The organism is Labrys sp. F242, assembly GCF_057813875.1.
In genome coordinates this window covers 154,425-169,818 of sequence record NZ_JBVASG010000005.1, presented here as the reverse complement: position 1 = coordinate 169,818, position 15,394 = coordinate 154,425, and the positions used below count along the sequence as shown (strand labels likewise).

Genomic DNA, 15,394 nt, shown 5'->3' with positions numbered 1-15,394 from the left:
TTGGACAGAAACAGCGATACGGATGAGCGCGATCTGGATATGAGAACGGATCTGAAGCAGCAAAAGGACGGCGAAGCCGAGGAGCTTCTGCCGCCCCCCGTCAAGGAGGACAAGCGCCGGCGCACCGGGCTTGCCTTGCGCCAGTTTGCCAATGCCACCAAGGTATTCCGCGGGCGGAGCACCGACGTCACGGTCGTCGATGAAGCTCCCTCTCCCGAAGTCATCCCTGACCTCGGTTCGCGGCGGTCGAGACCTTATCTGTGGAGCTTCCTCCTGCTGGTGCTCATTCCGAGCATCGCTGCCTTCGTCTATTTCTTCGCCATCGCATCGGACCAGTTCCAGTCCGAAGCCCGTTTCACCGTGCGGGCCATGGAGCCGGAACTGTCGGAGAAGGGCGGCGAGTCGGAAACTGCGGCCACTCCGACGAGCGGCTCAATGATACCGGTGTCCACCGCCCAGAACGCCCATATCGTTGCCAATTACATTCGCAGCCGCGCCATCATCGACGACATCGGCGCGCAATTGAATATCCGCGAGATCTTCCAGCGCCCCGAGGTGGATCGAATTGCCCGCTTGTCCGAGCATTCGACGATCGACGAACTCACCGACTATTGGCAGCGCAAGGTGGATGCCTATGTCGATCCGGTCTCCAGCATTGTCACTGTGGATGTCACCGCCTTTCGGGCCGAGGATGCCCTGCGGCTCAACCAGGCCGTACTCGCCGAAAGCGAGACGCTGATCAATCGTCTGTCGGAGCGGGCGCGGCGGGATGCGACGCAGGCCGCCGAGATCGAAACGCGCCAGGTCTTCAAGCAGTTGCAGGACAGCCTCAAGGCGTTGCAGGACTTCCGCAACAAGGACGCCCTGATCGATCCGAGTCAATCCGGCACCCAGATCACCACTTTGCTGATGCCCTTGATGACGGAACGGCTGAAGCTGAAGAATGACGAGGCTGTGATGGCCGCCGAGCTTCAGTCCGACGCCCCCAGTCTGCGCGTCCTGCGCAATCGCATCGCCTCCCTGGACGAGCAGATCGCCACGTTGCGTGGACAGTTGACGGGCAGCGACTCCCAGACCCTGGCAGCCTCACTTGCCAAGTACGAGGAACTCGACGTGGACCGCCTGCTCAACGAACGCAAATATGCCCGGGCTCAGGCGGCGCTGGATCGCGCCGAAATCAGGGCACGGCGGCAGGCCACCTATCTGAGCATGTTCGTGCCGCCGAGCCTGCCCGAATTCGCCAAATATCCCTACCGTCTCCTCTACCCGCTGATGTGCTTTTTGTCCCTGCTGATCATCTGGTCGATCGGCGCCCTCACCTACGCTTCCGTGGAAGATCATCGGCTGTGAGAAACGCAGATCGACATCGGTCAATCGGAGCGATGGCCCGAACGCACCCAGCCCCGCGGCATGACCGGTATTCCAGTTCGGTGAGGCAGATGGGAGGTCGCGGCCGGTGAAACGGCTCAGGTCCCTGCTGAAATCGTTCCGGGAACGCCCCGTGATCGCGCGGGATTTCGACCCCGTTTTCTATGCCGCGCACCACCCCGATCTGCAGGATCTGCCCAGTGCCGAGCGCCTGTGGGCGCACTATGTCGAGCACGGCCGGCGAGAAGGGCGTCCGCGTAATCTCGACGAGGCGATCGCCGCTTGGGAAGAACGCTTCGGCTCACTGCCGCCCGCCTTCGACGTCACCGCCTATCGCCTCCTCAACGAGGATCTCGGCCGCGCTTACGTGCATGACCATCAATTCATCCGTCATTTTCTGGAACATGGCAGACAGGAAGGCCGGCCTTTCCTTGTAGACATGCCCATCGGCGGATCGAATGGTGTTCCCGCTGGTGCCTGGCCTGCTCTGTTCCGCACGGCCGAATTCACGGCCATGGCGCAGGATTGGCTGCCCTCGATCACCCTGTCGCGTACCGAAGCGTTGCGCGTCTTCGTGGAGCAGGGAATCGAGCGTCTCGCTCCGATCAGCTTCAAGCACGGTTTCGATCCGCAGTTTTATCGCCAGACCTATGATCTGACCGATCCGGCCGACACGGTCGACCTTTACCGGAACTGGCTCACCGAAGGTGTTTCGGCCGGTCGTGCCCCCAACGAAACCGCCTTCCTGCAGCCTTATCTCGGTGAGCGCTGCTATCCCACGGATTTCGCCTGGCAGGCCTATCGGACGGGATTGCCGCCGGCCGATAGGGCCGGGATCGCCAATCGCGCCGGGGCCCTGGCGCATTTGTTCGAGCGGGGCTTCGAGGCAAACGAGGAAGTCGCGGACAGCACCGATTTCGATCTCCTTGCGGCGATCGGCGACTTTCAACTGCGGCGAGGCCGCCTCGGGCTGGCAGCCCGAGCCTATGACCTAGCCGAGCGGCACGATCCGGCCAGGTTCGATGCCTCCCTGCTCTATCGGCGCGGCAAAGCCCGCCAAGCTCGATCCGCCGGCGAAGCTCTGTCCGATTTCCGCTTGGCAATCGCACGGGATAGCCATCCCTGGGATGCCGTGGAAGCAGCAGTCACACTGCTGATCGGCGAGAAAGCCTTCGAGCAAGCCCTGCACATCCTGCGCGAGCAGCGGGAACGCTGGAGCGAGCGTGCCGATTTCCTCGCCTGTGTCCATCGCACCCTGGAGGCTTGGTTCGATCATGCCAAGGCCAGCGCTCTCGAGCTCTACGGTCGCGGGGTGCGCGAGAAGGCCGATGGCGTGATCGAGGCAGCGCTGGGTGGGATCCAGGAGGCACTCGTCGCGCTCGACCGCCTGCCGCCCACGCTACCGTCCCAAGCCGAAGGCGCCGTCGTCATCCTGGCCAACCAGGAACTGCGCCAATGCCGGCATTACCGGGTTGAGCAGAAACTGCGCCAGTTCGAACAAGCCGGCTTGCAAGCCCAGGCCTTTGCCGAGACACAAGCCGAAGCTTTCATCGCCGCCCTCACGGGCGCCAAGGCAGCGCTCTTCTATCGGGTCACAGCCTCGCCCACCGTGCTGCGTGCCATTCTCCATGCCCGCGCCCTCGGCTTGCCGACCTATTACGAGATCGACGATCTCGTGTTCAACAGCCGTTATTTCCCACAGGATCTGGCAACCTATGAGGGCCAGATCACGCCGCAGGAGCATCTCCATCTCCAGCTCGGCGTGCCGCTCCATCGCTTTGCCATGGCGCTATGCGACATGGCGATCGCCTCCACATCCGCTCTCGCCCAGCACATGCAGCCAGTGGTTCGCCTGGGCCGGTCCCTTGTGCTGCCCAACGGCCTCGACGCGCGCAACGACGCCTTCCTCGCGCACAGGCGCGAAGTGCAGCCCGCCGATACACCGGTGACCCTGTTCTACGGATCTGGCACCAGAGCGCACAATCTCGACTTCACCCGGGCGCTGGCCCCAGTCCTCCTCGACCTCCTGCACGAATATCCGCGGTTGCGCCTGGTGGTCGCCGGCCATCTGCGACTCGGGCCGGAATTCGCCGCCCATGCCTCCCGGATCACCCAGATCGGCTTCGTCGACGACATCAACGAATATTGGAGTGTGCTGCAGGCCTGCGACGTCAATCTCGCCGTGCTCTCGCCCGGGGAGATCGCCGATTGCAAAAGCGAGATCAAATGGCTGGAGGCGGCGGCCTGCGCCATTCCGTCCGTGGTCAGTGCCACAGCCACCTATCGCGAGATACTGTCGCATGGCGTCGACGGCTTTTTGGCCGGAAACGAACAGGAATGGCGAGACGGCCTGACGGCTCTGATCGGCGCCCCGAAGCTGCGCCTGGAGATGGGAAACCGCGCCCGCGAGAAAGCGCTGCAGCTCTATGCCATCTGCAGGGGCGCCGAAATTCTGGCGGCGACCTTCACGCCTTCACAACGGGAGCCCCTCGCCCAGCCATCCCCGCCACGGCTTAAAGTACTGATCTGCAACGTCTTCTTCGCACCGCAAAGTTATGGCGGCGCCACGCGGGTGGTAGAGGACAATGTCGATTATCTCATCGACCATTGCCCGGACATCGAGGTCAGCGTCTTCGCCAGCGACGAAGGGCGCCAGCCTTATGAGGCCCTGAGCTGCGACAGTTACAGAGGCTGTCCGGTCTTTCGGGTTTCCGTCCCGCCGGACCGGCTCCGCGACTGGCGTCCCTTCAACCAGAGCCATGGCCGGGAATTCCGCCGAGTGCTCGATCTCGTCCGGCCGGACATCGTGCATTTTCATTGCATCCAGCGCCTGGGCGCCTCCATCGTCGAAGCCACAGAACAAGCCGGGATTCCATATCTCATTACCCTGCACGATGGCTGGTGGATCAGCGACTCCCAGTTCTTCATCGATCGCGACGGCGTTCTGCGACTGCCCGATCAGGATCCGTTCAACATCTGCCCGGTCGAAGGCGTCAGTCTCTCCCAGTCGGTCGCGCGCCGCCAGGCTCTGGCCGCGCTGCTGGGCAAGGCTGCTGCCGTCCTCGCCGTGTCACAGTCCTTCGCCGCCCTCCATCGTCATGCCGGCATCGCCGCAGTGAGCGTGCTCGAAAATGGCGTCCCCCCCCTCCAGCTCCATACGCGCCGCCCCAGAACGGACGGTCGCCTCGCTCTCGGACATCTGGGCGGCCGCTCGATCCAGAAGGGCGCCATCCTGGTCGAGGCCGCCCTGCGCAAAGGCCGTTTCGAGTGGCTGGCTCTAACCATGATCGACCATGCTCTCGCGCCGGATGAACGCCAGTCCACCTGCTGGGGCGCCACGCCGGTTCTGCTGCGCGGGCCTTGTCGCTCCGCCGAGGTCGCGACACTCTATGGGGAACTCGACGCGGTGCTGGCGCCTTCGATTTGGCCGGAGAGCTTCGGCCTGGTGGCCCGAGAGGCGCTTTCACTGGGCCTGCGTGTGGTGGGTTCCGACAGGGGAGCGATCGGCGAGTGCATCCAGGTGCCCGAGCGAGGCGCGATCATCGACGTCTCCAGCGATGCGGCGCTCAGCGATATTCTGGGTGCCATGAACGCCAATCCCGAGGCGTGGCGCGCCGGATCCTCCCCAGCGCAGGCCCCCCTGCGTCAGTCCGCTGACCAGGGCCGGGAATTGGCTGATCTCTATCGTACCATCGCGCAGCGCTGAGCGCAGCGGATCGGGCCCGCTCAGGCCACACGGCGACGAATGACACCCACCAGGCCGATACAGGTGAACCAAGCGAGGATCGAGCCCAGCAAGACCAGGCCAATATTGAGCCAGCGGCGCGGATAGCGGGGTTCCTCGGCCTCGGCCGGCATTTCGACGGGATGCAGATACAGCATCTTCCGTTCGCTGTAGATGCGCGCCATGTTCAGGCTGATCGAGGCCTGGGCATAGCGTCTTTCCGCGATCTTCTGCTCGAGCTCGAGATTGGCGAAGCGGCTGAGCTTCTGGGACAAGGCACCCTCGTCGCCCTGTTGCTGCATCGTGGTGATGCGGCCCTGCATGCCCTTCACCTGCTCCTTGAGCGAGGCGATCCGCTGGGCGGCCAGGCGCATCTGGGGCGCGTCGGCGGCGATATAGGCCGAACGGGTCGCATATTCCGACTGCATCTTCAACAGTTGGCCCTCGATCTGGGTCAGAAGCGTGCCCAGATTCTTGCTCTCCTCCTTGATGTCGAAGACCCCCTCGGCGTTGCGGGCCTTCTCATAGGCGACCCTCGTACTCTTGAGAGCCTCCCCAGCCAGCGTCAAATCCCGCTCCGACGCCGCGACGGTGTCCTTGAACATGCGCTCATTAAGCTGGTTGATCATCGCCTCGCACTGCTCGATCACCGCGGTTGCAATTGTTTTCGCATCGGCTGCACTGAACGCCCTCACCCGCAACGTGACGATGCCGGATGGCATGGAGACTGCAGCCGAGGAATGTCGTGTCCAGTAAGCGGTAAATTTCTCGATCGGCAACGCAGCATTGAAGCGGGAGAAATGATCGATCTTGTCCGAGCTGTAATATTTGCGCAGATCCAGGGATTCCTGCAGCTTTGATACTAAAGTCTGACTCTCGGCATAGGATACGACAATCATCGTATCCTGCACGATCGCCATCGGCGGCAGGCCCGTGGCCGAGCCGAGATCATCCATCTTGGGCAGAGCGCCACTGGAGACCGTGAATTTGGCGATCGATTCATACTGGTCGGAAGCGATGAAACCGAAATAGCCTATCGAAGCGATATTCGGCAGAACCACGACAAGAACCAGCAGAACAAGACGGATGATGCGCTCGCGCGCACGCCGGCGCAGGCCCTGTGCCCCATAGAAGGCCTGCTTGGACCGGCTGGAGAAGCGGGCGCGACGCGAAGCATCTGACAGCGCCCTGGAGACGGACCGCGTGCGTTCGATCGATCTGCTTTGCCGATCATCGATTTCAGTCTGGATATCGTTCATCGATCCGTCAGCGGTTCAAGCGGTTATACATGGCAATGGCATCGGGCACGTTCGGGTACATGGTCAGCCGTCCATCCGCCAGCACACCGCCACGGTCGCAAAAGGTCGCGATCGTACCCATCGAATGGGAAACTACGATCAGGCCGGCATTCTTGCGCCTCTCGTCGAAGGCCTGGCGACAGCGCAGTTGGAACTTGGCATCACCAACAGCGATGATCTCATCGATCAAATAGACATCGAACTCGATCGCCATCGACAGGGCGAAGGCCAAGCGGGCCGACATCCCCGAGGAATAGGTCTTGATGGGCACGTCAAGATAGTCGCCGAGTTCGGAGAAATCCTCCACGAAGCGAGCCGCTTTGGCGATATCGGCGCCATAAGCCCTGGCGACGAAATGTACGTTCTCGCGGCCCGACATAGCAGGATGAAAGCCTCCCCCAAACCCGATCGGCCAGGATATTCGGACGGATCGACGGATCTTGCCGCCATTAGGCATTTCCGTACCGGAGATCAAACGCAACAAAGTGGATTTCCCGGCCCCATTCACTCCCATCAGGCCATAGGAATAGGACGTATCGAAGATCATGGAGACGCGGTCGAGGATCATCTTTCGATGCTTCTCGACCTTGTAATACTTCGTCACATTGTTGAGTTGAATCATGTCGACCGAAGAACTGCCATCCTGGATTGACGCCCCATCCCTCGCGGACGACGGCACCATATCAGGTTCACGCTCAATTCACTATTCAAATGGCCAGGCACAGTATCAACGCGACCGTTCGAGGGCCGGCAGGACATGCGACAAAGCTTCTTTGTACCTTTCCTTGTTATGCTCGGATTGCAGCCTATCGCAGCTGCCTTGCCGGAGACGTTGCCACAGGTCTTCGGAACGGTAGAGCCGGACGATCGCTGCGGCGAAGCCCTCAGCATCGTCCACCGGCACGGCGAGCACTTCCTGTTCATGCTTCCAGCCGAGCTGAGCTGCCAGCAGATCGGTGATCACCGTGGGTACACCGAAGGAAGCTGCTTCGTAGACCTTGTAGGGCGTTCCCGCGGCAAAGCGCGTCGGTGCGATGGCGATGCGGCAGGCATCGTAGATCGGAGTGAGATCGGCCACAGGTCCATGCCAGGTGACCCGGCTATGCGCCAGGAAACGGTCAAGAGCCAAGCCTGGAGCGACGTATCCGACCAGATTGAGCCGGGTTTCCCAGCCGAGTTCCGCCTCAACGCGCGGCAGGATTTCTTCGATAAACCAGGTCAATGAATCATAGTTGGGTGTGTTCTCGGCATAGAGGCTGCCGACGAAGACCAGGCCAGCCCGATCCTGGAAGTTGCGGGGGGTCGGGGTCACGGGCCGATAGGTCCCCACGACCCTGGCATGGGGGAAGCCGAATTTGTGCAATACTTCGGCTTCGGACGGGCTGACCGTGATGATCTCCTGGCAGAAATGCCCATGCTGGAATTCACGCGCCATGGCCTCGCCGAGATCGAAGGGTCTGTTTTCCCGCTTGGCCTGCAATTCCTCTCGAAGCGAAAATATCGCCTCCGTATCGAGGATGACGCTCGTCTTGTTCGGATTCAAATTGAGATCCTCAAGATATCCGTAAAGAAAATTCAGATTGTGTGCCCGACAAATCCAGATGCAATCGAAATAACTCTTTCTATCATGAATGAATTTATTGAAATCATGATGATTGAGATCGTGGATTATCTCGACGTTGTCAGGAAAATCCGCATAGATTTCGGTAAGTGGCGCTGCCGTGCCATGCACCGGGAATACCGTGACCTGATAACCCGCCTCCGCCATCACGCGGATGAGGTCATTGCTGCGGACAGCACCGGCCCCGAGGCTGCGCAAGGGTATATAGTCTTCGATATAGAGGATCTTCGGCTGGATCCTGCCGGCGAAACGTGCTTCCAGCAGCGCCTCCGGCGTGTTCGGAAAGCGATGCTTCAAAGCCTGGAAATGCTTGGCGTGGAAGGCCTTCTGGTTCCTGTGCATCAGCCCGAACGCCGCGCCCGAGTCGCGCGAGCTGCCATATTCGTAATGGTAGACCACCACATTCGGATCGTAGACGACGCGGTAGCCTTCCTTCCACACCTGCAGACAGAGGTCGGCATCCTCGTAATAGGCCGGAGCGAATTGCGGATCGAAGCCTCCGATCTCTGCAATTAGATCGGCACGCGTCATCAGGAAGACCCCGGAGACGAAATCCACGTCGCGCACGAAATTCGCTTCCGGGCTGAGCGGGGCCCAGTCCCGCATATAGCCGTTCGTCTTGCCGTCCCGCCAGATGATGCAGCCGGCTTCCTGCAACTTTTCATTGGTGCGGATCACCTTAGCGCCGACCACGCCGATCTGCGGATCGGCCTCCAGCCGCGCCATGGCTGCGGCGATCGCCCCGGTCGACAGCTTCACATCATTGTTCAGGAACAGGATGAAGGGGGCATTCGCGTGCAGCAGCGCGCTGTTGCACGCGTGAATGAAGCCGACATTGGTCTCGAAACGCATATGCACCATGCCCGTGACATAGCGCTGAATCTGTTTGACCTCGTCGGTCGAGCCTGAATCCACCAGAATGAGCTGCAGGGCGCCGGCATAATTGTCGCGCAGCGAAGCCAGCGTCATCAATGTCATGGCCAGATGGTTGTGCACCACCACGATGACACAGACATCGGCGCGGCCGTCGACGGTGAAGTCGATCGGCCGGCGCGCATGTTGGGGGGCCATGTTCTCGGCATGGCTGAGGAACAGAGCGCGGGCCTGCTTCTCCGGCACGTCAATGGGGGCTCCGGTCGGCGCGAAGGGCAGCCCTTTCAGGAGGCCGACGGTAAGGAGATGGGCGAAGGGATCGACGACCTTGGCAAGCTCGGCATTCACAACCACGCTGGAGCGGCGGGCCCAGTAATATTGCAGATTGATATAGTTGGTGGGATTGCGCAGCTCATGTTGCCCATAACGCAGGAAATGCAGATAGGCGTTACGGAACCACTTGCCCCTGCCGATGACCTTCTCGATATCCCCGTAGCGTTCGATGTAAAACCGTTCGCGGAAATGTTCGAGCGGATCGAAGGCGGAAGGATCTGGGTTCGACAAATAGTGATGCAGCGCGCATTTGAACCGCAGCTCTGCAACGGCCTGTTCGACGTCGGGATAATGCAGATAATACCAGGCGGCGTCGAAATAGGGGGACGTGGTGACATCCCCCCTGCCCTCGTCGATCCACGCCAGATAATGCTGAAACGCTGCCACGCCATGCGGCACAGGATGGCCGACATTGTCGGCCATGTGACGGCGATAGATTTGTGGCGAGAACAGCAGATGGGCCTGTCGGCCTTCCTGCGCTCCCCTCTTCAGATAATGGTCATAGAGATTGGTGAAGCCCCCCTTGATCAGGGCGGCATCGGTCAAATCCGCGTGAAGCTGACGGTAAAAGCCTGGTTCGAACAGCCAATGGGCCGAGCGCTCGCTGCGCCCGCTCTGGCAATAATGCTCGAAACCACAAGTGATCCGCCCCTCGGCGATCTCCTGGGCCACCTGATCGTACTCGGAAACGTAGAAAGCCTCGTCGAAGTAACGATTGGGCGAATGCCCGAGCTTCATACCCTGGGTGAGATAGAACTCCAGCGGATCCGCTTCTTCGGCCGCAATGGGATAGGTTCGCCGATACCAATCCGGGTCGAACCGGCCCCATAGCGGCCCGCCTCCGTCAGCCGAACCCGTGAGCGTCTCCAGAACCACCCCTTCCAACGCCTTCCACTCCCCCAATACCCGACCGCGCTAGAGCACAACGCATCCCGGAAAAACGCCATTCTTCTACAACTCTTTGTTTTTACTTGTATTTTCTGCTTCTCGCGACATCATCGGGTGCCACCTCCCTTGGTGTTGCCAAAGTCGGCAAAGAAGGTCTTGCGCTTGCCCTTCAGCCAATCGCGATCCTCCTGGCTGGCATCCTCGTCTTCCACGAAGTCTCCGGTCATGAAATAGGGCCAGGGCTGCTCTTCGGGCGGGCGCTTGAGAATATCGCGATAGATCGCGATCAGATCGCGCGCTTGGTCCGCGGCACTCCGGGGCTTCACGGCCAGAGCCGGCGGCGAATCGAGATAGCGCTCGGGAGAAGCGTTGATCTCCTCGAGCGTACTCAACAACGGTTCTATCGTGGCGACGTCGAGCACCCAGCCATTGATGCCATGCTCGATGCCTTCTCCGATCGCACCGCGATCGGAGGCGATCACCCACAGGCCGGCGGCCGTGGCCTCGCGCGAGACCAGGCCGAAGCTTTCGGGCCAGACCGAGGGCACGAGCAGGACATCCTGCTGGGCGTAGAGCGTGTGCATGTCCTCCTGCTTGGTCTTGCCGACGAAGCGCACCAGCGTCTCGCCCCAGCGGGTTTCCAGCACCGGACCTCCGAAACGCTGATGATCGACGATCGTCAGTTCGAGATTGGCAAAACGGCCCTGTTTGAAGACAGCCTGCACGAGATGAAACCCCTTATGATGGGTTTCGCCACTGACCTGGACCAGGCGTATCTTGCCATTGGGGGAGCGGGTCTTCCTGACGCGCTCCATCGCCGGCACACCATTGGGTACCGAGCGCGTCGCCGGATAACCGGAGCGATGCATGATCTCGGTGAAGGCATCCGAGACCCCCAGAATGGCGGCGGAGCGCTCGAGCAGGATACGCAGGCGGCGGCGGCGTTCGAGCGAGCGCCCGATCGACTTGCCGAAAGGGGGCCTCGAGGGCAGCGCCTCTTCCGGCTCGACGGGCGCGCCGGTGACATCGGTCAGGAAATTGTAATCCGACACCCACCAACCGTCGTGGATGGTGTTGATATAGGGCACTCCCGCCCGGATGCAGGCCGTCATCAGGGAGGCACTCCCTCGCTGGGGGGAATGGATGTGCACCAGATCGGGTCGCCAGAACTCCAGCACACGGGCAAAAAGCTCGCCATAGCGCTCGTTGAAGGGGCGCCATTCCTGGATGTCCTCGATCGGGGAATTGGCTCGGAAGACCGGGATGCCCTTATAGTTCTCGACCCGGAGCTGATAGGCCTTGCGATTGTCATTGTCCGACGTCATCACCGCAAAATCGCATTCGGTGGCGAAGTTCGAGCCAATGAAGCTGTCGATATTGTCGCGAATGACACGCGTCGAACCGCCAATGGTCTGCGGCGGGAAGAAGATGTTGAAGAACAAGATCCGTTTCTTGCGCCTGGAGACCTGCAGCCTGGTATCGCTGCGCGTGAAGGCTGGTGCCAGCAACTCCTTGAAGCGCTCGGCGTTGCGTTCGAGGCTGTGGAAATTCACGGCCTTGGCGCGCGCGGCCTCGGCCATGGCCTGGCGGCGTTCGGGGGAGCGGATCAGCGTCTCGAGCGCTGTCTCCCAATCCTCCGATGTATGGGCGAGAAAGGCGTCGACACCGTCTTCGAGCACTTCCTCGTAGCGATGGGTGGCACTGACCACCGAAGGCACGTTGAAGGCGGCCGCCTCCAGCCATTTGATCTCGCTCTTGCAGTTCGTGGTCGGCGCGGGCACGAGCACGGCCATGTTGATGTCGGCCTCGGCCAGCAGCGACCAATAGGACTGCACATCCCTGGTCCATTCGAGCTGGGTGATGCGGTCCCGCATCGCATCGAAACGCTGGTCGAGCGAAAGATAGCCCACCACCATCAGACGCACATTGGCGTGGCGTTCCATGAGGTGCAGCAATGGTCCCCCGACGAGATCGAGGAAGTCGCTGTTGTGGGCCTTGGTGCCCGAGCCGTAGAACAGCACGACATCGTCATTGCGGCGCACGCGTGGAATGTGTTGCTGGAAATGGTCGGCGTCATGACTGTCGATGCCGTTGGGCAGCACGAAGCAACGGCCGGTGCGCACCAGCTTTTCCATGTAGCCAGCGAGCAGGGTCGTCGAGGCGATGCCGTAATCGCACATGGCAAGGGCCGCCCGGAACAAGGGCACTCCCATCTGCAGCGAATGATAGAAATTCTTGCTGACCGAAGCGCCATAGGTCTCGATCGGCTCGGGATAATGGGTGCCGTCGAAAATCAGGTCATCGATGTCGTAATAGCTGGGAATGCCGAGTGCCCGGCAGATCGAGATGGCGCGGATGTTCGACGGCAGGGCGGGCAAGCGATAGAAGATGGCCGCACTGGCGCCCGGCATGGCCGTGATGAACTCGTCGACTTCCGCCTGGGTGTAGACCTCCAGCTTGAGGCCGGCCACCTTGGCGATCTCGATCTTCTGGGTGACGCGATATTGCGTGCATTGCCGTAAATCGACATTGGCCAGCATGACGATACGCTGATCGGGCGTCGCCGGCAGCGGCGGGCCGGGCGGATCGAAGGTGTTCCACCAGCTTGCGATATCGGCGACCACCTTGGCCATGACATCGTCAGCCTCCTGACGACGCTCCTTGGCATAGAGCTCCTCGGCCGCCATCCAGGCTTCCCGGAATGCGGCGTCGATGGTCAGGCGCAATGCCTCGCGCCACCGAATGTCACCGCCGGAAGCCGTCCTGGTCTGGAGAAGCACCTCCACAGCCTGCTCCGGCTCGCGAATCTTCAGGGCGGCCTCGATGGCCTTGACGGCGGTCTTGACCTGGATCGAGCCAGCATCGATGGCCTGGCGATAGAGGGTCAGCGCCTCTTGCCAATTTTCCCGCGCGGCCAGGCAATCGGCCCAACGCTCCCGCTCCGCCAGGCCGAGCGGGTTCTTGCGGTCGACGAAGGCATATAGGCTCGCCGCGCGGTCGGGATTTCGCGTCTTCAAGGCACCCGCCAATGCCAGCAGGAAGTCCGGCCCGCCGCTCGGCCCGAGGGGAATCTCGTGGGCCGGGATCGCATCGTTGACGGTGAGATGATAGAGCAGGTCCCAGCGATGCCTGGGCGTCACGCCAGGCCGGCTGCCATAGGCCCGCCAGTCGAACCCGGCAGGATATTCGAGCAGCGCCAGGCCATGCAGCTTGAGATGTTCGGCAGCATTGCCGGGCACCTTCGCTTTCAGTCCGGTAAACAGCCAATATTGATAGAGTTCGGCTGGCGTCTTGCCGGTCTGGGCCGGATTGGCATCGGCAAAATAGACCGGATCGAAGGCATGTGCGAAGGAGATCGGCGCCAGGCGCTCGAACCCTTCACGGATCATCGCCTGCAGGGCCTCCTGCTTGTTGGCGACCTCCCCGACCCAGCGCGAGTTCAGGAGGTTGAACTCCTCCAGATTGAGAAAACGCAGCCAATATCCATCCTGCAGCCCCTCGCGTTGCGCGAGTTGATCCAGGGTGGCAACCGCGCCGACCGGTTTGCCGATGGACTGATAATGCTCGAGCAGGGCGTCGTTCGGCATCTGAACGCCCTTGAAATAGAGGGCGCGGTAGAGGTCGGCATCGAAGTGATAGGGAACCCGCCCTTCCTTGCGGCCATGCAACAGGAAATGCTTGGCCGCCGCATAGGACGAGCCGAGGGAGGCGAGATCCGGATAGCGGTCGAGATATTCCTTCCAGTCGAACAATTCCGGCAGCTTGCCATGTTCGGCTTCGAGCTCGGCAATGAACAGGCCGATGCCTTCCTCGCTATAGAGACGGCCTTCCGCCGCTCCATGACTGGCATAGTGTTTTTCGGCCCTGGCCTGCGAGAAGGATTGCAGATCGGTATGGGCGCCGACATAGACCTGCCAGTCGAAACCGGCGGGTAGATTGAGGTCCGGGTTGGCTTGTTGCCCTGACGGCACGAAATGGGGCGCCTTCATGATCGGCGCCAATTTTGTCCAGAAACGAGAGCTCTTGCCCATACTACACCGGTATTCGTAACACGCTTTCAGTTCCGATCGCGGAGGCAGGTCAGTTCTCGTCCTGCAGCCGGGTCTCGGGCGGTAAAGACGCCCCGCCAAACGGCGGAACTTGGCCAAACGGCAAAACAATCATCCCTGGGCTGCTGGCTCCTGATTGGCATCTTCGTCGATACGTCGAACAGATTACTATCTGTTGACGATCGGCGTCGCCATGACAATGATATTTCGATCCAACACGACATGTGGTTTGTGGATATAGTTTCACAGGAAATCATCAGCGCGAAAAAAACTGTAGGAGATATGAATCTTTCCTGTTTTCCTCGTTCAGTTGCTGATCTTCACCGGATTGAAAACAAACATCAAGCGGTCCCAAGGATTGGATCGCGAGGTAAAAACTGTGGAAGAAAAACGCCGTATATCTCCAATACAGGAATGAATGTGTCATTCCTGCACTTCCACCGCATCCCGGCAAAACCTATTCCAACTAGGAATGACCCGCTACGTGGCCGCTCTCTTGTGGACTCATCCGTTAGTGACGCTGCCGTTCCCGCTCGATTCGACCCGGTAGACTGGCAATTTTGCGTGAAGGTGGATCTCGAGCAGGATCGGGGGAGAGCCGTCATGGTCCAGCAGGTCGGCTGGTATCAGGGCGTCCCCGTTCGACCAGCGCCACATGACCTCACCTTGACGCTCGCAGGCATAAAACCCTTGCTCCAGCCTGGGATGATCGAGCGCGATCTCGCGGAGGCCATGCGCGCCACGCAGGCATAGGCGCCCTATGGCCACGCCGAGCAGACGCTCGTCATCTCCGGGGGGTTCGGCACAGCCGGATCGCGAGACGAACCGTGCCTGTTTGAAACCCGGCGGCACGACAAAGGTGTGGATAGCGCCCTCGATCGACACGGGCCTGTATTCTCGCTCGTCGAACCGCAGGCGTAGAGCCGGATCGCCCACCATCCTGTGATCCGCCATATCGGCTTGCGGCAGGGAGTCCAGCATGGGTTTACTTTCCATGGCCGGGACGCAACAGGCAGGGTGCGGCGGGCGGCGGCGGCGATATCAACGCGTCCGGGCCGGACTCACGCCAAATCTCGAATGTCGCCGTGCGAGACAGGCAAGAAGGCGGGAGCGAATGCAACAGCTTCGCGAGACTGACCGACACCAAGCGATCCCTTTCGATGACAAGTGCCATTCCGTCCCTGGCGAGGCGCCGTCGACGCCGTGGCGCGAATACCTCTTTTGACTATACAATTGCGCT

The 15,394-nt window shown here is 60.9% G+C and carries 7 protein-coding genes; 2 read left to right on the top strand and 5 right to left on the bottom strand.

The features are described from left to right. The first annotated feature begins 39 nt into the window (after nt 1-39). Both ACZYTC_RS27245 and ACZYTC_RS27240 read left to right on the top strand, forming a co-directional pair. Nucleotides 40-1,350, top strand: coding sequence for a KpsE/RkpR family capsule polysaccharide export protein (locus ACZYTC_RS27245; protein WP_488991006.1), 1,311 nt, complete (start codon nt 40-42; stop codon nt 1,348-1,350). 106 nt (nt 1,351-1,456) lie between these two features. Then, the gene (locus tag ACZYTC_RS27240) at nt 1,457-5,074 is read left to right on the top strand and encodes a glycosyltransferase (protein WP_488991005.1); all 3,618 of its coding nucleotides are present in this window, start codon (nt 1,457-1,459) and stop codon (nt 5,072-5,074) included. A 20-nt stretch (nt 5,075-5,094) separates the two neighbouring features. Here ACZYTC_RS27240 and ACZYTC_RS27235 read toward each other — a convergent pair whose 3' ends face one another. The 5 genes from ACZYTC_RS27235 to ACZYTC_RS27215 all read right to left on the bottom strand — a co-directional run bounded on the left by ACZYTC_RS27235 (nt 5,095) and on the right by ACZYTC_RS27215 (nt 15,135). Then, nucleotides 5,095-6,351: a KpsE/RkpR family capsule polysaccharide export protein gene (locus ACZYTC_RS27235; RefSeq protein ID WP_488991004.1), complete on the bottom strand. Its 1,257-nt coding sequence runs from the start codon at nt 6,349-6,351 to the stop codon at nt 5,095-5,097. Between the two features lie 7 nt (nt 6,352-6,358). Continuing rightward, entirely contained in the window at nt 6,359-7,012 is a 654-nt protein-coding gene (locus ACZYTC_RS27230; RefSeq protein ID WP_488991107.1) for an ABC transporter ATP-binding protein, read from the bottom strand. Nucleotides 7,013-7,117: 105 nt separating this feature from the next. Further along, nucleotides 7,118-10,093: a glycosyltransferase gene (locus ACZYTC_RS27225; RefSeq protein WP_488991106.1), complete on the bottom strand. Its 2,976-nt coding sequence runs from the start codon at nt 10,091-10,093 to the stop codon at nt 7,118-7,120. A 119-nt stretch (nt 10,094-10,212) separates the two neighbouring features. Then, entirely contained in the window at nt 10,213-14,094 is a 3,882-nt protein-coding gene (locus tag ACZYTC_RS27220; protein WP_488991003.1) for a glycosyltransferase, read from the bottom strand. A gap of 564 nt (nt 14,095-14,658) precedes the next feature. After that, nucleotides 14,659-15,135 carry a hypothetical protein gene (locus tag ACZYTC_RS27215; protein WP_488991002.1) on the bottom strand — a complete coding sequence of 159 codons (477 nt, stop codon included), beginning with the start codon at nt 15,133-15,135 and terminating at the stop codon, nt 14,659-14,661. Between the last annotated feature and the right edge of the window lie 259 nt (nt 15,136-15,394).